General features: G+C 60.4%; 21 protein-coding genes. 13 read left to right on the plus strand and 8 right to left on the minus strand.

Annotation, left to right across the window (positions count from 1 at the left end; translation table 11 throughout):
* Nucleotides 1–49: 49 nt before the first annotated feature.
* On the minus strand, nt 50–1,075 hold the full coding sequence (gene hemH, locus GQ39_RS20285) for a ferrochelatase (protein ID WP_047533115.1): 1,026 nt from the start codon (nt 1,073–1,075) through the stop codon (nt 50–52).
* 13 nt (nt 1,076–1,088) lie between these two features.
* Entirely contained in the window at nt 1,089–1,991 is a 903-nt protein-coding gene (locus GQ39_RS20290) for a TIGR01777 family oxidoreductase (protein ID WP_047533118.1), read from the minus strand.
* Between the two features lie 198 nt (nt 1,992–2,189).
* On the opposite strand from GQ39_RS20290, the gene GQ39_RS20295 reads away from it, so the two are divergent.
* From GQ39_RS20295 to GQ39_RS20345, 11 genes are all read left to right on the plus strand, one after another.
* Nucleotides 2,190–3,176, plus strand: a complete 987-nt coding sequence (locus GQ39_RS20295; protein WP_047533123.1) for an NAD(P)/FAD-dependent oxidoreductase — start codon at nt 2,190–2,192, stop codon at nt 3,174–3,176.
* Nucleotides 3,173–3,388, plus strand: a complete 216-nt coding sequence (locus GQ39_RS20300) for a TIGR02450 family Trp-rich protein (RefSeq protein WP_047533127.1) — start codon at nt 3,173–3,175, stop codon at nt 3,386–3,388. Before GQ39_RS20295 ends, GQ39_RS20300 begins: the two co-directional genes overlap by 4 nt.
* Nucleotides 3,389–3,503: 115 nt before the next feature.
* Complete coding sequence (locus GQ39_RS20305) at nt 3,504–4,463, plus strand: YbgA family protein (RefSeq protein ID WP_047533131.1); 960 nt, start codon at nt 3,504–3,506, stop codon at nt 4,461–4,463.
* The gene (locus GQ39_RS20310; RefSeq protein WP_047533136.1) at nt 4,463–5,404 is read left to right on the plus strand and encodes a MerR family transcriptional regulator; all 942 of its coding nucleotides are present in this window, start codon (nt 4,463–4,465) and stop codon (nt 5,402–5,404) included. Before GQ39_RS20305 ends, GQ39_RS20310 begins: the two co-directional genes overlap by 1 nt.
* A gap of 13 nt (nt 5,405–5,417) precedes the next feature.
* A complete protein-coding gene (phrB, locus tag GQ39_RS20315; RefSeq protein ID WP_047533139.1) occupies nt 5,418–6,863 on the plus strand; it encodes a deoxyribodipyrimidine photo-lyase in 1,446 nt (481 codons plus the stop codon).
* Nucleotides 6,856–7,278: a nuclear transport factor 2 family protein gene (locus tag GQ39_RS20320; RefSeq protein ID WP_047533142.1), complete on the plus strand. Its 423-nt coding sequence runs from the start codon at nt 6,856–6,858 to the stop codon at nt 7,276–7,278. The genes phrB and GQ39_RS20320 overlap by 8 nt, the downstream gene beginning before the upstream one ends.
* Nucleotides 7,275–8,057: an SDR family NAD(P)-dependent oxidoreductase gene (locus GQ39_RS20325; protein ID WP_047533145.1), complete on the plus strand. Its 783-nt coding sequence runs from the start codon at nt 7,275–7,277 to the stop codon at nt 8,055–8,057. The genes GQ39_RS20320 and GQ39_RS20325 overlap by 4 nt, the downstream gene beginning before the upstream one ends.
* Nucleotides 8,054–9,301 carry an NAD(P)/FAD-dependent oxidoreductase gene (locus GQ39_RS20330; protein ID WP_047533148.1) on the plus strand — a complete coding sequence of 416 codons (1,248 nt, stop codon included), beginning with the start codon at nt 8,054–8,056 and terminating at the stop codon, nt 9,299–9,301. Before GQ39_RS20325 ends, GQ39_RS20330 begins: the two co-directional genes overlap by 4 nt.
* Nucleotides 9,298–10,113 carry a DUF1365 domain-containing protein gene (locus GQ39_RS20335; protein ID WP_047533151.1) on the plus strand — a complete coding sequence of 272 codons (816 nt, stop codon included), beginning with the start codon at nt 9,298–9,300 and terminating at the stop codon, nt 10,111–10,113. The genes GQ39_RS20330 and GQ39_RS20335 overlap by 4 nt, the downstream gene beginning before the upstream one ends.
* On the plus strand, nt 10,100–11,371 hold the full coding sequence (locus GQ39_RS20340; protein WP_047533155.1) for an SAM-dependent methyltransferase: 1,272 nt from the start codon (nt 10,100–10,102) through the stop codon (nt 11,369–11,371). The genes GQ39_RS20335 and GQ39_RS20340 overlap by 14 nt, the downstream gene beginning before the upstream one ends.
* A 61-nt stretch (nt 11,372–11,432) precedes the next feature.
* The gene (locus tag GQ39_RS20345) at nt 11,433–11,738 is read left to right on the plus strand and encodes a YkgJ family cysteine cluster protein (RefSeq protein ID WP_007981864.1); all 306 of its coding nucleotides are present in this window, start codon (nt 11,433–11,435) and stop codon (nt 11,736–11,738) included.
* Nucleotides 11,739–11,805: 67 nt separating this feature from the next.
* On the opposite strand, the gene GQ39_RS20350 is transcribed toward GQ39_RS20345, so the two are convergent.
* The 6 genes from GQ39_RS20350 to hemA all read right to left on the minus strand — a co-directional run bounded on the left by GQ39_RS20350 (nt 11,806) and on the right by hemA (nt 17,177).
* On the minus strand, nt 11,806–12,324 hold the full coding sequence (locus GQ39_RS20350; protein ID WP_047533158.1) for an acyloxyacyl hydrolase: 519 nt from the start codon (nt 12,322–12,324) through the stop codon (nt 11,806–11,808).
* Between the two features lie 120 nt (nt 12,325–12,444).
* Nucleotides 12,445–13,236, minus strand: a complete 792-nt coding sequence (gene murI / locus GQ39_RS20355; protein WP_047533160.1) for a glutamate racemase — start codon at nt 13,234–13,236, stop codon at nt 12,445–12,447.
* Entirely contained in the window at nt 13,229–13,984 is a 756-nt protein-coding gene (locus GQ39_RS20360; RefSeq protein WP_047533163.1) for a molybdopterin-synthase adenylyltransferase MoeB, read from the minus strand. The genes murI and GQ39_RS20360 overlap by 8 nt, the downstream gene beginning before the upstream one ends.
* Nucleotides 13,978–14,808 (minus strand): peptide chain release factor N(5)-glutamine methyltransferase, encoded by an 831-nt coding sequence (gene prmC, locus GQ39_RS20365; protein ID WP_047533166.1) that lies wholly within the window; start codon nt 14,806–14,808, stop codon nt 13,978–13,980. The genes GQ39_RS20360 and prmC overlap by 7 nt, the downstream gene beginning before the upstream one ends.
* The gene (gene prfA, locus GQ39_RS20370; protein WP_047533169.1) at nt 14,809–15,891 is read right to left on the minus strand and encodes a peptide chain release factor 1; all 1,083 of its coding nucleotides are present in this window, start codon (nt 15,889–15,891) and stop codon (nt 14,809–14,811) included.
* A complete protein-coding gene (gene hemA, locus GQ39_RS20375; protein WP_047533171.1) occupies nt 15,888–17,177 on the minus strand; it encodes a glutamyl-tRNA reductase in 1,290 nt (429 codons plus the stop codon). The genes prfA and hemA overlap by 4 nt, the downstream gene beginning before the upstream one ends.
* A gap of 214 nt (nt 17,178–17,391) precedes the next feature.
* On the opposite strand from hemA, the gene GQ39_RS20380 reads away from it, so the two are divergent.
* On the plus strand, nt 17,392–19,116 hold the full coding sequence (locus GQ39_RS20380) for a tetratricopeptide repeat protein (protein ID WP_047533174.1): 1,725 nt from the start codon (nt 17,392–17,394) through the stop codon (nt 19,114–19,116).
* A 4-nt stretch (nt 19,117–19,120) separates the two neighbouring features.
* On the plus strand, nt 19,121–19,738 hold the full coding sequence (gene lolB, locus GQ39_RS20385) for a lipoprotein insertase outer membrane protein LolB (protein ID WP_047533176.1): 618 nt from the start codon (nt 19,121–19,123) through the stop codon (nt 19,736–19,738).

Consider the following 19,738-nt stretch of genomic DNA (forward strand, 5'->3'; position numbering starts at 1 on the left):
ATGATCCCCTGTGGCGAGGGCGCTCGCTCCCTCGCCACAGGTTGTGTTCCTACAGCGCCAACGGCGCTCGCTCGCACAACGTACTCAACGCCCGCGCCCACTGCGGGTCATCGTTGAGGCACGGCACCAATACCAACTCCTCACCGCCCGCTTCGAGGAATTGCTCCCGTCCGCGATCACCGATCTCCTCCAGTGTCTCGATGCAGTCAGCGACGAACGCCGGGCACATCACCAGCACCTTTTTCACGCCACTCTTGGCCAGTTCGTCGAGGCGCGCTTCGGTGTAGGGTTCAATCCATTTCGCACGGCCCAGTCGCGATTGAAATGACACCGACCACTTGCCGTCCGGCAAGCCCATGCGCTTGGCAAATTCAGCCGCGCTGCGCAGGCATTGGGCGCGGTAACAGGTCGTCAGGGAGGCCGGCGAAGCATTCCTGCAGCAATCGTCATTCTTGAAGCAATGCTGGCCGGTCGGATCGAGCTTGGTCAGGTGGCGCTCAGGCAATCCGTGAAAGCTCAACAACAGGTGATCGTAGTCCTGTTGCAGATAAGGTTTGGCGCTGGCCACCAGGGCGTCGAGGTATTCCGGCTGATCGTAAAACGGCTGGAGCACCGACAGTTGCACATCGAGTTTCTTCTCGCGCACCACCCGCCTGGCTTCTTCGATCACAGTGGTGGTGGTGCTGTCGGCGAACTGTGGATAAAGCGGCGCCAGGGTGATTCGCTTGATTCCCGCCGCCACCAGACGCAGCAGCGACGACTCAATGGACGGTTCGCCATAACGCATCGCCAGCTCCACCGGGCCATGCTTCCAGTGGGCAGTCACGGCCTGTTGCAGGCGACGGCTGAGCACCACCAGTGGCGAGCCCTCCTCCCACCAGATCGAGGCATAGGCATGGGCCGATTGCTCGGGGCGCTTGATCAGGATCAGCGACACCAACAAGCGCCGAACCGGCCATGGCAGGTCGATCACATACGGGTCCATCAAAAACTGATTGAGGTAGCTGCGTACATCCGCCACCGAGGTGGAGGCTGGCGAGCCCAGGTTGACCAGAAGCAATGCGTGATCCGTCATGCAACATCCTATTTCAGAGGCGGCCGGACAGATCGTCCAGGGCCGCGCGCAAATCAGTGAACTGGAAAGTGAAACCCGCCTGTAGCAAACGAACCGGAGTGGCTCGCTGACCGCCCAGCAGTAACAATGACAACTCGCCCAGGCCGATCTTCAATACAAAGGCCGGCAACGGCATGAACGCCGGGCGGTGGAGGACGCTGCCCAACGTTTTGGCAAATTCGCGATTGCGCACCGGCTTCGGTGCGCAGGCATTATATGGACCGCTGGCTTCATTGCGATGCAGAAGAAAATCAATCAGGGCGATTTGGTCGTTGATATGGATCCATGGCATCCACTGGCGACCATTGCCAATCGGGCCGCCCAACCCTGATTTGAATGGCAACAACAGCCGCGACAAAAAGCCGCCTTCGGCCGACAACACCAGCCCGGTGCGTATAAGGATCACACGAATCCCCAAAGCCTCGGCGCGCTGCGCGGTTTCCTCCCAGGCGATGCACAACTGACTGGCGAAATCTTCGTTGACCGGTGGCGATTCCTCGGTCAGCTCGCGCTCGCCACCATCACCGTACCAGCCGACCGCCGACCCGGAAATCAATACCTGTGGCTTGTGCTCACGGCCTTCAAGCCAGGTCAGCAAGGTTTCAGTGAGGGTGATACGGCTGCTCCACAACAAGGCTTTGCGTTTGTGAGTCCATGGACGGTCCGCGATCGGTGCACCGGCGAGGTTCACCACGGCATCGACGGGGGCGGCGCCCAGGTCTTCGAGCCGCGCGATTCCACGCACTTGATCGCCACAGATTTTCGCGACTTTTTCAGGCGTCCGGCTCCAGACTGTCAGGCGATGCCCCTGACTCGACCAGTGTCGGCAGAGCTGACGTCCTATCAAACCAGTACCGCCGGTCAGCAATATGTGCATGACATCTTCCTCACGTGGCGTTTTACCCTGATCACTAGTCTATTTTTATAAGCAAGGGATCTTTTGGTATCGGGCAGGCTCTGTGTTTAACAATAGGCCAAGCTGTCAGAACGAGAACGCTAAAAGTTATACCAAAAAACAATATTGTACAGGTTTAAACCCCGGCGTAGTCTGTACAGAAAGGTAAACGAGGCCCTTATGACTGTACCTATCGCGATCATCGGCACCGGCATTGCCGGATTATCCGCCGCACAAGCCCTGACGGATGCAGGGCATGTCGTTCAACTTTTCGATAAAAGCCGCGGCAGTGGCGGACGCATGTCGAGCAAGCGTAGCGACGCGGGCGCCCTGGACATGGGCGCACAATATTTCACCGCTCGCGATCGCCGCTTCGTCACCGAAGTGCAGCGCTGGCAAGCCAACGGCTGGGTCGCCGAATGGACGCCGCAGCTGTACACCTTTCATGGCGGCCAGCTCAACCTGTCCCCGGACGAACAGACCCGTTGGGTCGGTACGCCGCGCATGAGCGCCATAACCCGCGCTTTGCTCGGCGACCTGGAAGTGCATTTCGCCTGTCGCATCACCGAGGTCTATCGCGGCGAAGAACACTGGCACCTGCAAGACGCCGAAGGCTTCACCCATGGCCCCTTCAGCCATGTGGTAATCGCCACGCCGGCGCCTCAGGCAACCGCGTTGCTGGCCTCCGCGCCGAAGCTTGCCGGTGCCGCCGCCGGGGTCAAAATGGACCCTACCTGGGCGGTCGCACTGGCGTTCGAAACCCCGCTGGACACCCCCATGGAAGGCTGTTTCGTGCAGGACAGTCCGCTGGACTGGCTGGCACGCAACCGCAGTAAACCGGGCCGCGACAACACCCTCGATACCTGGGTGTTGCATGCCACCAGCGCCTGGAGTCGCCAACACATCGACCTGCCGAAAGAAGCCGTGATCGAACAACTGCACGGCGCCTTCGCCGAGCTGCTGCACAGTGCCATGCCCGCCCCGAGCTTCAGCCTCGCCCACCGCTGGCTCTATGCCCGTCCCGCGAGCAGCCATGAGTGGGGCACCCTGGCCGATGCCGACCTGGGCCTGTATGCGTGTGGCGACTGGTGCCTGTCCGGACGCGTGGAAGGCGCCTGGCTCAGCGGTCAGGAAGCCGCCCGCCGCTTGCATGAGCACCTCCAGTGAACCGCATCAACCCAAACAAGTTGCTGCTGTCGAAATGGACAGCAGCCCATCCGCAAAACCGCGAGAAACACTTTCTGGTGACCGAGCTGATCCGCAACGACGAAGGGGAGGTGCTGGAGGTCGAGTTGCAAGCGGTGTTGACCAAACGCAGCGAACAGCTCAAATGGCAGGCCCTTTGCGATAAGGATCACTGGAAGTTCGGCTGGTTGTAGGCACTCCTCGGAAAAACTTGTGCAAATTGTTTGACTTGTACACCTTTGAATCTATGATGAACCTATGTTGTACAGATCGCGACGTCTGTATAGGTTTTGATTTTGAGGTGCTCCAATGCTCCCATCTCCTGCCAAACCAAAAATCGCCATCAGCGCCTGCCTGATGGGCGCAGAAGTGCGCTACAACGGCGGGCACAAGGAATCGCGACTGTGCAGCCGTGTCCTCACCGACTACTTCGATTTCGTGCCGGTCTGCCCGGAAGTCGCGATTGGCCTGGGCATTCCCCGGGAACCGATCCGGCTGGTGGGTGATCCGAATCAACCCGAAGCCGTCGGCACGATCAACCGCGAGATCAATGTCACCCGACCGCTGGCCGATTACGGCCGGACGATGGCAGCAGAGCTGAGCGATATCTGTGGCTACATCTTTATGCAGAAATCGCCGTCCTGCGGACTGGAGCGGGTCAAGGTCTACCGCGCCAATGGCGCACCGCAGGACGGTGGCGGCCAAGGCATCTATGCCCAGGCGTTTTGCGCTTTGCATCCGGATTTGCCGGTGGAAGAAGACGGCCGACTCAACGACCCGGTGCTGCGCGAAAACTTTCTCACCCGTGTATTCGCCTACAGCGAATGGCAGCAATTGCTGAAAGAAGGCCTGACTCGACGCGGTCTCACAGACTTCCACTCGCGCTACAAATACCTGCTGATGGCCCACAACCCGGTGCAATACAAAACCCTGGGCAATCTGCTGGGCAGCATGGGCCGCACCGACCCGAAGGTGCTTGGCCCGCGCTATTTCAGCGAGTTGATGGCGGCCCTGAAAAAATGCGCGACCCGCCGCACCCACACCAACGTTCTGCATCACATCAGCGGTTACTTGAAACAGGCAATCAGCGCCGAGGATAAACAGGAAGTGCAACACGTCATTGGCCAGTACCGCCACGGCATCGTGCCATTGGTGGTGCCGCTGACGCTGCTCAAGCACTACTTTCGCCAGCACCCGGACCCGTACATCGCGCAGCAGGTTTACCTGCAACCGCACCCGGAAAACCTCAGCCTGCGAAACGCCATCTGATGAAAGCCCCACTCGACAGTAGCGCCAGCGAAGACCTTGGCGCCGATTTCAAGAAAGCCCTGGATGAGGGCTGGCTGCCGATCCGCGAAGTGGCCCGGCAAACCGGGGTTAACGCCATCACCTTGCGCGCCTGGGAGCGACGCTATGGCCTGATCGTGCCGCAACGCACGCCCAAGGGGCATCGACTGTTCTCGACCGAACATGTGCAACGCATCCTGACCATCCTCACCTGGCTCAATCGCGGCGTAGCCGTCAGCCAGGTCAAGCAATTGCTCGACACCCCGCAAGACTTCAGCGAGTCCGCGGAGAACGATTGGCAGCGTCTTCGCCAGACCTTGTTGCAAGCCGTTGCGACGTTGTCCGAGCGCACACTGGATGACACCGTCAACCAGGTCATGGCCCTGTATCCACCGCGGACCTTGTGCGAGCAACTGCTGATGCCATTGCTCACCGAGCTGGAGCAACGCTGGCAAGGCCAGTTCGGTGCGCAAATGGAGCGAGTGTTTGTTTATTCCTGGCTGCGCAGCAAATTCGGCGCGCGCATCTACCATAACAATCGTCAGCTACACACCGCGCCGTTGATGTTGATCAACCACTCGGACCTGCCCCTGGAACCTCACCTGTGGCTGACCGCGTGGCTGATCAGCAGTGCCGATTGCCCGGTGGAAGTGTTCGACTGGCCCCTACCCGCCGGCGAACTGGCGCTGGCGGTCGATCATCTGCAACCCCGTGGCGTCCTGCTGTATTCCAGCAAAGCCATAAACCCTTCGCAGTTGCCGAAACTTTTCAATGGCGTCAGTTGCCCAAAAATAATCGCCGGACCAACGGTATGCATCCACCACGCCGAGTTGTCCGTAAAAACATCAGAGATCGCTGATCTGTACGTGGCTGAAGATCCTTTGGCAGCTCATCAAGTACTGGTTCAGCGCGGGCTTATTTAATGCGGGCACTCCCATGCAATTGATCTGGTTGCGCAGTGACTTGCGCGTGAACGACAACACCGCACTTTCGGCCGCCGCTGCGGCTGGCCCCTGCGTGGCGGTATATCTGCCGAGCCCGGAGCAATGGCTGGAACACGATGACGCGCCGTGCAAAGTCGACTTCTGGTTACGTAACCTGAAGACGCTGAGCCAGGCTTTGGGCGAACTGAACATTCCACTGCTGATCCGCAACGCCCCGCGCTGGGACGATGCACCCCAGGTGCTGCTGGACCTGTGCCGGCAGTTGAACGTCGACGCCGTGCACTTCAACGAAGAGTACGGCCTGCATGAAACCCGCCGCGATGCCGCGGTGGCCGATCGGCTCAAGGCCCAAGGCATCGACGCCCGCCGTTACCTGGATCAACTGCTGTTCAAGCCAGGCAGCGTACTGACCAAGACGGGCAGCTACTTCCAGGTCTTCAGCCAATTCCGCAAGGTGTGCTACGAACGCCTGCATCGATCATTGCCCCGCCTGGTCAGCGCACCAATGGCCCAAGCGCCGCTGAACATCATCAGCGACGCGATCCCGGCACAGATCCAGGGTTTCGATACACCCGGCGAACGCCTGCGCACACTGTGGCCGGCCGGTGAAATCGAAGCCCGCCGCCGCCTCGACACCTTCGCCGATGCCCAGATCGACTACTACCAGAGCGAGCGTGACTTCCCGGCAAAACCCGGCACCAGCCAACTCTCGGCGTACCTCGCCGCCGGGGTGATTTCCCCTCGCCAGTGCCTGCACGCGGCGCTGCAAAGCAATCAGGGCGAATTCGAAAGCGGCAAGGTCGGCGCTGTCACCTGGATCAATGAGCTGCTGTGGCGCGAGTTCTACAAACACATTCTGGTGGGCTACCCACGGGTCTCCCGTCACCGCGCCTTCCGCCCGGAAACCGAAGCCCTGGCCTGGCGCGACGCTCCAGAAGAACTGGCGGCCTGGCAAGAAGCGCGTACCGGCGTACCCATCATCGACGCGGCCATGCGCCAATTGCTGGAAACCGGATGGATGCACAACCGCCTGCGCATGGTGGTGGCGATGTTCCTGACCAAGAACCTGTTGATCGACTGGCGCGAGGGCGAACGCTTTTTCATGCGTCACCTGATCGATGGTGACCTGGCCGCGAACAACGGCGGCTGGCAATGGAGTTCATCGACCGGCACCGATTCGGCGCCCTACTTCCGGATTTTCAACCCGCTGAGCCAGTCGGAAAAATTCGACGCCGAAGGCGTGTTCATCAAGCACTGGTTGCCGGAACTGGCCGGGCTGAACAAAAAGGAAGTGCACAACCCGGCGAAACTCGGCGGCTTGTTCGGCGTGGCGGATTATCCGTCCCCGATCGTCGACCTGAGCGCGTCCCGTGCTCGCGCACTGGCGGCATTCAAGAACCTGCCGTCGCGCCAGAACGCCGGAGGTCAGGATGAGTAGCTTCCTGCGCCAGTTCGCCCAGCGGTTTGCGCAATTGGATAAAGACAATCTGCAACGCCTCGGCGAGTTGTACACCGACGACGTGCGCTTCACCGATCCGCTGCACGAAGTGCAGGGTCTCGGGCAACTGCGCGGCTACTTCGCCGAGCTTTACGCCAACGTCAGCGAGCTGCGCTTCGACTTTCATGGTTTCGACCAGATCGCTGAAGGCGAAGGCTATTTACGCTGGGTCATGAGTTACCGCCATCCGCGCCTGGCGGGCGGCCGGCTGATCCGGGTCGACGGTTGTTCGCACCTGCGCTGGCGCGACAAGGTTTATTGCCACCGGGATTACTTCGATGCCGGGGCACTGCTTTATGAACATCTACCGGTATTGGGCCGGGCGATTGCCTGGCTGAAAAGGAGAATGGGATGAGCATTACACCTCCACGAAGATACTGGCTGACCGGCGCCAGCAGCGGTATTGGCGCCGCGTTGGCCGAAGAAATCCTCAAGACCGGCGCCCACCTGGCGGTCAGCTCACGCTCGGTGGCCCCGTTGAAAGTCTTGTCCCAACGTTATCCGGGACAAGTGCTGGTGGTGGCGGGAGACCTGACCAACAGCCAGACCGTGCGTGAAATCGGCGAACAGATTGCCGAGGACTGGGGCTCGCTGGATACGGTGATCCTCAACGCCGGCACCTGCGAGTACGTGGATGCCCGGCAGTTCGATGCCTCGATCATCGAACATGTGGTGCGCACCAACCTGCTTGCCAGCAGCTATTGCATCGAAGCCGCGCTGCCACTGTTGCGGGCGGGTACTGCGCCGCACCTGGTGGGCGTGGCCAGTTCCGTGACCTACCTGCCGTTGCCCCGGGCCGAAGCCTACGGCGCCTCAAAGGCCGGGATGCGTTATTTGTTCGAATCGCTGCGTATCGATCTGGCACCGGAAGGCATCGCAGTCACCGTGGTCAGCCCCGGATTCGTCGACACCCCCCTGACCGCAAAAAACGATTTTCCCATGCCCCTCAGCTGGCCGGCGGATAAAGCCGCGCGGCACATTTTCGCCAAACTCAAGGATCGACCGCTGGAAATCGCGTTTCCAGGGTTGTTCATGGCCGCCCTCTGGCCCTTGTCGAAGTTGCCCGGCCGAGTGAAGTTGGCGATCGGCAAACGCATGGTTCGCAGCCATCCACCGATCAAGGACGAGCCGTGAACATTGCCATTATCGGCAGCGGTATCTCGGGGCTGACCTGTGCGTATCTACTCAATCGCAGTCACGAGATCACCCTGTTCGAGGCCAGCGACTGGATCGGCGGCCACACCCACACGGTGGACGTGACCGTCGATGGCCACCGCTATGCCGTAGACACCGGTTTCATCGTCTTCAATGACTGGACCTATCCGAATTTCATTCGTCTGCTGGGCCAGATCGGCGTGGGCTTCAAGCCCACCGAAATGAGCTTCTCGGTCACTGACCCCGACAGCGGCCTGGAATACAACGGCAACAACCTCAACAGCCTGTTCGCCCAGCGCCGCAACCTGCTGTCGCCGGGGTTCTGGGGCATGCTGCGCGATATCCTGCGCTTCAACAAACAAGCCCTGCGTGACCTGGAAGAACAGCGGATCAAGCCCGATACCACACTGGACGACTACTTGAAAGCCGGCGGCTACGGCGAGCGTTTCATCCTGCACTACATCGTGCCGATGGGCTCGGCGATCTGGTCGATGCCCATGGCTGACATGCTGGCCTTCCCGCTGCAATCGTTCGTCAGGTTTTTCAAGAATCACGGCTTGCTGTCCGTGAGCAATCGCCCGCAATGGCAGGTCATCGAAGGCGGTTCAAGCGCCTACATCGCGCCATTGACCGCCAGTTTCCGCGAGAAAATCCGCCTCAACTGCCCAGTGACACGGGTCGAACGCGATGCGGATGGTGTCGTTATCCACAGCCACGCCGGGAGCGAGCGCTTTGACAAGGTGGTGTTCGCCTGCCACAGCGATCAGGCCTTGCACCTGCTGGCAGCGCCCAGCGAAGCCGAACAATCGATCCTCGGCGCCCTGCCCTATGCCGACAATGAGGTGGTGTTGCACACGGACACGCGCCTGCTTCCACAGCGAAAACTCGCCTGGGCCAGTTGGAACTTTCGTCTCGGCGGCCCTGGCCATACACCTGCCGCCGTCACCTATGACATGAATATCCTGCAAGGCATCCAGAGCGACACGACGTTCTGCGTCAGCCTCAACCAGAGCGCCGCCATCAACCCGTTCAAAGTGCTCGCCAAATACACCTACGCCCACCCGCAATACAGCCTGGCGGCGGTGGCGGCCCAGGCGCGCCGGGGAGAATTGGACGGGCAGCAGCACACCTGGTACTGCGGCGCGTACTGGGCCAACGGTTTCCATGAAGACGGCGTGGTCAGCGCCCTGCATGTGGCCCGCGCCTTTGGAGAACACCTGTGAACAGCGCCCTTTACAGCGGCTGGATCGCCCATCGGCGCTTTGCCCCTCGGCACCACGCCTTCCGCTATCGGATCGGCCTGCTGTACCTGGACCTCGATGAACAGGATGCGGTGCTCGGCCTGTCAGGATTGGCGGGGGTCAGCCGTTTTGCGCCGTTTTCATTTCGTGAACGCGATTACCTCAAGGCGTACACCGGCAACGGCATGCGCCTGATCGACGCCGTACGCCAACTGGTCAGCGAAGCCATCGGCCATGTGCCACAAGGCTCGATCTGCCTGCTGACCCAACCGCGCAGTTGGGGCTTGTCGTTCAATCCGGTGAGTTTTTTCTATTGCCATGAAGCCGATGGGCAACTGGCGGCAATCGTCTGCGAAGTCAGCAACACGCCTTGGCGCGAGCGCTATCACTACGTGCTGCCTGCCAAGGCACCGCAGGACCTGTTGGATTTCCATCAACACTTTGCCGTGCCCAAGGCTTTTCACGTATCGCCCTTCCTGCCGCGCGATATCCAGTACCGCATGAGCTTCAGTCCGGTGGCCAAGCGACTTGGCGTGCACTTGGCCGACTGGCAGGGCGAAGAAAAACTGTTCGACGCCACGCTCACGCTCGAACGCGAACCCCTCGATCGCGCCAGCCTGCACCGTTACTTGCGGCGCTTTCCATGGATGACCGCGAAAACTGCCCTGGCCATCTATTGGCAAGCCCTGCGCCTGTTGCTCAAGCGCGTACCGTTGTTTGCTCATCAGAAGGCCGACGGCAACGTTCAGATCGCCACCACCCTGCCCAAGGATCGCCACCATGAAAGCCTCTAGCTTCTCGGCCAAAGCTAACTTGTTAAACACCCAGGGCCTGACCGGATCGCTGCTGCGTCGCGGCGTGCTTCGGCAATTGACGCAACTCAAACACGGACAGTTGGTGCTGATCGAAGACGGCGTACGCCATGTGTTCGGCAGTTCCAGCCATGAATTGCTGGGGGAGATCCATATCCTCGATGCCGCGGCCTGGGGAATGGTGGCGAGCAACGGTTCGATTGGCGCGGGCGAAGCGTTTATCCATGGCTACTGGAGTTCGCCGGACCTGACCTCGGTGGTGCGGGTGTTCGTTAGCAATCTTGAAGTGCTCGATGGCCTCGAAGGTGGCCTGGCGAAACTCGGTCGGCCGCTGATTCAGGGCCTGCACTGGCTTAATCGCAACACTCGCAAGGGCTCGCAGAAAAACATCGCCGCCCACTACGACTTGGGCAACGACCTGTTTGAACAGTTTCTCGACCCGACAATGATGTATTCGGCGGCGCAGTTTTTGACCGATGAGGACAGCCTTGAACAGGCGCAGTTGAACAAACTGCAGCGGATTTGCCAGAAGCTTGCCCTCAAACCAACGGATCACTTGCTGGAGATCGGCACCGGCTGGGGCAGCATGGCGCTGTACGCGGCCCAACACTATGGCTGCAAAGTCACCACCACCACCTTGTCCAAAGAGCAATATGCCTTCACCGCACAACGTATCGATGCCCTCGGACTGCAAGATCAGGTCACGTTGCTGCTCAAGGACTACCGCGACCTCACCGGCCAATACGACAAACTGGTGTCGATCGAGATGATCGAGGCTGTCGGCCATCGCTTCCTGCCGACCTACTTCAAGCAGTGCGCTCAGCTGCTCAAGAGCAACGGTCTGATGCTGTTGCAAGCCATCACCATCCGCGAGCAGCGCTATGAACAGGCCAAGAACAGCGTCGATTTCATTCAACGCTACATCTTCCCCGGTGGCGCCTTGCCCTGTGTCCAGAAGATGCTGGAGATCGTGAGTCGCGACACCGACATGAACCTGCTGCACATGGAGGACTTCGGCCTGCATTACGCCCGGACCCTACGCATGTGGCGTGAGAATTTTCGCCGCGCCCAGGGTCGCTTGAGTGAGCTGGGTTACGACGACTATTTCCTGCGACTGTGGGAGTTTTACCTGTGCTACTGCGAAGGCGGCTTTATGGAGCGCACCATTGGCACCGCGCAACTGCTGCTGGCCAAGCCTTCGGCAATCACGGCGCCGCTGTTGGGTCGCTTCGATGCTTGATGACTGGGCGTCCCGTCTGAGTGTTCACACAGCGGCGGGCGACTGACTTACACTGCGCGCCATGAAAACCATACCTCACACGCAAATCGCCGAACCGGCCGTCACGTGCTCGACCTGTGCAGCCTGCTGCTGCCAGCTCGAAGTCATGCTGATCACCGACACAGGCGTGCCCGAGCGGTTTATCGATACCGATGACTGGGGTGGGGAAGTCATGCTGCGCCTGGACGACGGCTGGTGCGCCGCGCTGGATCGCAACACGATGATGTGCACCATCTACGAAAAGCGCCCGCTGATCTGCCGGGAATTCGAGATGGGCGCGCCTGAATGCATCGATGAGCGCCAGGGCATTTCCACGGCGTATCGCTGAATGTGCGCTCTGTGGGGGCCAGTTGGCTCCCACAGAGGGCCACGACAAATTGTCCAGGCCGTGATCGTTACAACGGCATCGTATAGTGCAACGCGTAACTCTCTGTGCCGTCGTTCGGGTTGGTCATCCCTGCGTTGGAATAATGCGTGGCCCGAATACCGACTTCATGCCCGCCGGCAAAACGCAGACCAAAACCCAAGCGGTCCTCAAACTGGAAGGCGCTGCCCAGGTGATTGTCTTCGACCTGGGTGTTGGAGAACAACGCCACGCCTACCCCCAGTTCCACGTACGGTTTGACGCTCTGGCCGGCAAACTCGTAAACGAACACTGGCGAGAACGAAAGACTGTTGTTACTGGCACTCTTGTCGCCTTTCCAGTAGGTGTAGGCGCCACTCCAGTAACCGGTCAGGTGGCCAACATCGCTCTGCCACCAACTCTTGTCCCAATCGAACTGCATCCCCAATCGATAAGTCATGGTCGAGTCACTGGTCTGGCCGATCCCGAATTCCACACCTGCCGCTTGTGCGGTAAAACTGTGCCCCATCAGTGCGGCCGCAATCGCGGCCAAGCAGAATAGTCGCTTCATTAGAAACTTCCTTTTCCGAACGATTACGTTTGGTTTTTTTTGTTGCTCGACACGCACAGCTATAGAAGTCGGCGATTTATCAGAAGTTCACCCCAATTATTCGCTTGCCCCACAACCTTCTTACTCGTTGAAGCTTTGCACAACGCCAGCGGTATTCCACAGTATCGGCAAAATATTTGCGAAGTGTAGGGGATCGGCACTGGTCCAGAATTGCGCCGCACGAGCAGGGCCTCGAGCGAGCAAATTGCGCTCGGCCAGCAGACGCTGAAGTTGGCGCGCAACAGCGGCGCCGGTGTCAATCAAGCTGATGTCATCGGGGATCATCTGCTTGAGCATCGGCTTGAGGAAAGGGTAATGGGTGCAGCCCAGGATGATGGTGTCAGCACCTTCGGCAAGCAGGGGCTCGACGTAACCGGCCAACAACTGACGCAGTGCGGGACTGTGCAGGTCACCCTTTTCAATCAGCTCCACCAGCCCTGGACAAGGCTGGGTGATCACGCGCACATCCGTGGCGAAACGATCGAGCAATGCCGCGAACTTGGCACTCTGCAATGTACCCGTCGTGGCCAGCACGCCGACCACGCCACTGCGGGTCGCGGCAGCGGCCGGCTTGACCGCCGGCTCCATGCCGACGATAGGCCATTGCGGGTAATCGCGTCGCAGGTCGGCAACGCCCGCTACGGTGGCAGTGTTGCAGGCCAGCACCAGGGCCTTGGCGCCCTGCTGTTGAAAGAAACCGGCCATGACGCGACAACGCTGCTGGATGAATTCCGGGGTTTTCTCGCCGTAGGGAATATTGCCGCAATCGGCGACGTACAGCAGTGACTCGTTGGGCAACAAACGCTGGATCTCGGCCAGCACCGACAGCCCACCGACGCCAGAGTCGAACACGCCAATCGGCGCTTCACGCATGCTTTGGCCCACAAACGCTGCAACCCGGGTCCCGCTTGACTCGCAATTCACGAAAGCGTGAGCCCAAGGCATCGATCAACAACAGGCGCCCTACCAGCGGCTCGCCGAAACCCGCCAGCAGCTTCAGCGCTTCAAGGGCTTGCAGGCTGCCGACCAGGCCCACCAGCGGACCGACCACCCCGGCCTCGCTGCAGGTCAGTTCGGCCTCGCTGCCGTGTCCGTATAAACAGTGGTAGCACGGACTTTCAGGACGACGCGGGTCGAACACCGACAACTGCCCTTCAAGGCGAATCGCCGCGCCACTGACCAGCGGCTTTGCGGCGGCCACGCAAGCGGCATTGACCGCTTCACGGGTGGAGAAATTGTCCGAACAGTCGAGAACCAGGTCCACACCCGCCACCGCAGCCGCCAGGGAATCTTCATCCAGCGCCGTGCGGTGGGCGACCAGTTGAACCTCGGGATTGATTGCCGTCAGACGCTGGATCGCCGAATCGACCTTGCTCATGCCGACACTGTCGGTGTCATGAATGATCTGGCGCTGCAGGTTGGTCAGGTCGACTGTATCGAAGTCCGCCAGATGCAACTCGCCGACACCCGCCGCGGCCAGATACAACGCCACCGGCGCACCCAACCCACCGAGGCCGACAATCAGCACGCGGCTTTCTTTCAAGCGCAACTGGCCGTCGATATCGATGTGGTGCAACAGAATTTGCCGGCTGTAGCGCAGCAATTCCTGATCATTCAGCATGGCAGGCGCCCCAGACTGATGCGTTGATGACCGCCCAGATCGGTGCGGCTGTGGACTTCTTCAAAGCCACGGGTCAGCAGCAAATCACGCACCGCCTCGGCCTGGTCGTAACCGTGTTCAAGCATCAGCCAGCCACCGGCGTCCAGATGCTCCGGCGCCTGGGCGACGATCAAACGCAGATCGTCGAGCCCGTCGACACCGGCCACCAGGGCACTGGCCGGCTCGAAGCGCACATCGCCTTCCACCAGGTGCGGATCGGCTGCCGCGATGTAGGGCGGATTGCTGATGATCAACTGAAAACGCTGACCTTCCAGAGCGCTGAACCAATGACTGCTCAACACTGTGGCGTTGTTCAGGTTCAGACGCTGGCGATTGCGTTCGGCCAGAGCCACGGCCTCCGGCACGCGATCGACGGCAGTGACCTTCCACACCGGACGCTCACTGGCCAGGGCCAGGGCAATGGCACCGCTGCCGGTGCCAAGGTCGAGGACTGTGCACGGTGTGGCCGGCAACAGTTCGAGCGCGGCTTCCACCAACAGCTCGGTGTCCGGACGCGGGATCAGCGTGTGCGGCGCCACTTCCAGGTCGAGCTTCCAGAAACCCTGCTGACCCAGAATGTAGGCCACCGGCTCACCGCTGCGGCGGCGCTGAAGGTATTCAGTGAACGTCAGCACCGCTTCGCTCGGAACGATGCGCTCCGGCCAGGTGTGCAGAAAACTGCGGGACTTGCCCAACGCCGCCGCCAGCAACAATTCGGCATCCAAACGCGCCGTGGGCGAATCGGGCAGATCGGCAGCGCGCAACAAACTGGCGATGATCGTCATTTACTCACCTATCGCCGCCAGTTGATCGGCCTGATACTCGGCCAGCAACGGCTCGATCACCGCATCGACGCCGCCGGCGAGGATTTCGTCGAGGGAATACAGCGTCAGGTTGACCCGGTGATCGGTGACCCGGCCCTGGGCGAAGTTGTAGGTGCGAATGCGTTCGGAGCGATCACCCGAGCCCACCAGCAATTTACGTTCGCTGGCAATGGCATTGGCGGCGGCACTGGTCTGCTGATCGTTGAGCTTGGCCGACAGCCAGGACATCGCCCGCGCACGGTTCTTGTGCTGGGAACGTTCTTCCTGGCACTCGACCACGATGCCCGACGGCAAGTGGGTGATACGGATCGCCGAGTCGGTCTTGTTGACGTGCTGACCGCCGGCACCGGAGGAACGATAAGTGTCGATCCGCAGGTCCGCCGGGTTGATCTCGATCGCTTCCTGCTCATCCGGCTCGGGCAATACGGCCACTGTGCAGGCCGAGGTATGGATGCGCCCTTGAGATTCGGTGGCCGGAACCCGCTGCACGCGGTGCGCACCGGACTCGAATTTCAGCTTGCCGTAGACGTTGTCGCCTTCCACGCGCGCAATCACTTCTTTATAGCCGCCGTGCTCACCCTCGTTCTCGGAGAGGATTTCCACCCGCCAGCCGCGACGCTCGGCGTAACGCGAATACATGCGGAACAGGTCGCCGGAGAAAATCGCCGCCTCGTCACCGCCCGTACCCGCCCGGATTTCCAGAAACACGTTACGCCCGTCATTCGGGTCCTTGGGCAGCAGCATGCGTTGCAGGCTGGCTTCCAGTTCGACCAGGCGCTCCTTGGCTTCGCGGACTTCTTCCACGGCCATTTCGCGCATGTCCGGGTCGCTGTCCTTGAGCAATGCCTGGGCGCCTTCCAGGTCGCCCTGCACTTTGAGCAACTGTTTATAGGTCTCGACGATCGGCTCGACTTCCGCGTATTCCTTGGAATAGGTGCGGAATTTGTTCTGATCGGAAATGACCTCGCCATCGCCAAGCAAGGCGGTCAATTCCTCGAAACGGTCCTGGAGGATGTCCAGCTTATTGAGCAGTGACGCTTTCATTGCGGTTTCTTATCCGAAAAGCTTTCCGATGAGCCCTCACCGAGGGCAAAGAGTTCCTGGGCCATCGCCAGCGCATCGAGGCGACCTTCGGCAGAGAGCTTTTTCAACTGCACGCTGGGTGCGTGCATCAATTTGTTGGTCAGGCCACGGGCCAGTTGCAGCAGCACATCTTCGGCACTGGCACCGTTGGCCAGCAGACGCTGGGCTTTTTGCAATTCTTCGTCGCGCAAGCGTTCGCTTTGTTGACGATAGGCCTTGAGCACGTCCACCGCCGCCAATTCGCGCAGGCGGACCATGAAATCTTCGGCACCGACCGACACCATCTCTTCAGCCGCTTGCGCAGCGCCTTGCCGGCTCTTGAGGTTCTCGGCGACCACCTCATGCAGATCGTCGACGCTATACAGGTAAACGTCGTCCAACTCGCCGACTTCTGGTTCGATATCCCGCGGAACGGCGATATCCACCATGAAAATGGGTTTGTGCTTGCGCAGTTTCAGGGCACTTTCCACGGCGCCCTTGCCGAGGATCGGCAATTGGCTGGCGGTGGAACTGATGACGATGTCGCTGCACACCAGTTCCGCGGGGATGTCCGACAGCAACACCGCATGGGCACCGAACTGCTCGGCCAGCAGGCTCGCCCGCTCCAGCGTGCGATTGGCGACCACGATTCGCTTTACGCCGAGGTCATGCAGATGGCGGGCGACCAGGGTGATGGTCTCGCCAGCGCCGATCAGCAAGGCCTGACTGCGTTGCAAGTCGCTGAAAATCTGTTTCGCCAGGCTGACCGCGGCGAACGCCACGGACACCGGGTTTTCACCGATGGCGGTGTCGGTGCGCACCTGCTTGGCGGCATTGAACGTGGCCTGGAACAGGCGTCCGAGCAACGGGCCTATGGTGCCGGCCTCCCGAGCCACGGCGTAGGCCGATTTCATCTGGCCGAGAATCTGCGGTTCGCCCAACACCAGCGAATCGAGCCCGGAGGCCACCCGCATCATGTGACGAACTGCCGCATCATCTTCGTGCACATAGGCGCTCGCGCGCAGTTCCTCGAGGCTCAAATGATGGTATTCGGCCAGCCAGCGCAGGACGATATCCGCCGACAGGTGATCCTGTTCTATATAGAGCTCACTGCGATTGCAGGTGGAGAGGATCGCAGCTTCGCGGCTGTCGGTGAGTCGGCAGAGCTGCTGCAAGGCCTCCACCAGCTGCTCAGGGGTAAAGGCCACGCGCTCGCGGACGTCTACTGAAGCAGTCTTATGGTTAATACCGAGTGCAAGGAAGGCCATTCAAAGTCGCTGATGGTGACGTGAAGCCGGCAATTGTCCTACTTCGACGGAATCAGAACAACTATTCGATATCTATTGCCATGGCGGGCATCTGTCCGTACTGCGAGACATTCTCGTTTACAGGTGTGCGCATGCGAAAATGGCAGGCCGGTTATGTTTGACCCAAGGCTTGTGTCATGATGATCCGACCGCAGGTTAGTCGTCCTCTTCCTATATGAATAGATCCTCCGCGTTGCTCCTCGCTTTTGTCTTCCTCAGCGGCTGCCAGGCCTTGGCACCCGTATCGTCGGACAGTACGTCGCCGGCCGAAGACAGCACTCCGGCGCCTGAAAAGCCCAAGGTTTACAGCTCATTCAGCGAAGACACGGTCTTCAGCCTGCTGAGCGCCGAACTGGCTGGCCAGCGCAATCGTTTCGACATTGCCCTGGACAACTATGTGACCCAGGCCATCAATACCCAGGATCCGGGCATTTCCGAGCGGGCATTCCGCATCGCCGAGTACCTGGGCGCCGATCAGGCCGCCCTGGACACCGCACTGATCTGGGCCAGGAACGCCCCGGACGACCTCGAGGCGCAACGGGCCGCCGCCGTACAACTGGCCCGCGCCGGGCGCTACGACGACTCCATGGTCTATATGGAGAAAGTCCTGCAAGGCAAGGGCGACACCCACTTCGACTTCCTGGCCTTGTCCGCGTCCGACACCGACCAGGATACGCGCAACGGTTTGATGAAGAGTTTCGACCGTTTATTGCAGCGCCATCCGCACAATAGTCAGCTGATTTTCGGCAAGGCCTTGCTGATGCAACAGGACGGCGACGCCAAAGGTGCGCTGACCCTGCTCGAAGACAATCCGCCCGACGACGGCGAAATTGCCCCGATTCTGCTGCGCGCACGCCTGCTGCAAACCCTCGATCGCGGTGACGAGGCCTTGCCGCTGCTACAAAAAAGCATCAAGAAATATCCGGACGACAAACGCCTGCGCCTGACTTATGCGCGCATGCTGGTTGAACAGGACCGGATGGACGACGCCAAAGCCGAGTTCTCGAGCCTGGTCCAGCAATATCCCGAAGACGACGAATTGCGTTACTCCCTGGCGCTGGTTTGCCTGGAAGCCAAGGCCTGGAACGAGGCCAAGGGCTATCTGGAAGACTTGATCGCCCGGGAAAGCCATGTCGATTCGGCACACCTGAACCTCGGCCGGATCGCCGAAGAACGCAATGACCCGCAGGGCGCGTTGATCGAGTACGCCCAGGTGGGTCCGGGCAACGATTACCTGCCGGCACAATTGCGTCAGGCCGATATTCTGATGAACAACGGCAGGACCGCCGAAGCCCAATCCCGCCTGGCGACGGAACGCGACGAGCAACCGGACTACGCGATCCAGCTGTACCTGATCGAGGCGGAAACCCTGTCCGCCAACAAACAGGGCGACAAAGCCTGGAATGTGCTGGAAAAAGCCCTGCAGCAATACCCCGACGACCTGAACCTGCTTTACACCCGTGCCATGCTGGCGGAAAAACGCAATGACCTGGCGCAGATGGAAAAAGACCTGCGACTGATCATCAAGCACGACCCGGCCAATGCCATGGCGCTCAACGCCCTGGGCTACACCCTGTCCGACCGCACGACACGTTACGCCGAAGCCAAGGCCCTGATCGAACAGGCTCACCAGATCAATCCGGAAGACCCGGCGGTGCTCGACAGCCTCGGCTGGGTGAATTTCCGCATGGGCAACCTCGACGAAGCCGAACGCCTGCTGCGCCAGGCATTGCAACGCTTCCCCGATCAGGAAGTCGCCGCACACCTGGGTGAAGTCCTGTGGGCCAATGGCAAACAGCGCGAAGCCAGGCAAATATGGGGCAAGTTCCTCAAGGAACAGCCTGACAGCCCAACACTGCGCGGTACCATCAAGCGCCTGACCGGATCAGAGACTCTTTAAGATTATGTTTTTGCGCCACATCATCGTTTTCAGTTTCATCGCCCTGCTCGCCGGTTGCGCGGGCTTCGGTGCCCGCGAATCCGTCGAGGGCCACGGTAACCCCGCCCAATGGCGCGAGCACAAACAGCAGCTTGCCGCCCTGGATGGCTGGCAGATCGACGGCAAGATCGGCATTCGCGCGCCAAAAGATTCGGGTAGCGGCACGCTGTTCTGGCTGCAGCGCCAGGACTATTACGACATCCGCCTTTCCGGCCCCCTGGGTCGCGGTGCGGCACGCCTGACCGGGCGGCCCGGCAAGGTTTCTCTGGAAGTTGCCAACCAGGGTCGCTATGAAGCGCCAAGCCCGGAAGTCCTGCTTGAAGAACAGCTGGGCTGGAAGTTGCCGGTGTCCAATCTGGCCTGGTGGGTTCGCGGGCTTCCGGCTCCGGACAGCAAGAGCCGCCTGACCCTGGATGGCGACAGCCGCCTGGCCAGTCTTGAACAAGATGGCTGGCAGGTCGAGTACACCGCCTACACCGAGCAAAACGGCTACTGGCTGCCCGAGCGCATCAAGCTGCACGGCACCGACCTCGATGTCACGCTGGTGATCAAGGCCTGGCAACCACGCAAGCTGGGGCAATGA

The sequence above is a fragment of the Pseudomonas sp. 11/12A genome (assembly GCF_000800055.1).
GTDB lineage: Bacteria > Pseudomonadota > Gammaproteobacteria > Pseudomonadales > Pseudomonadaceae > Aquipseudomonas > Aquipseudomonas mohnii.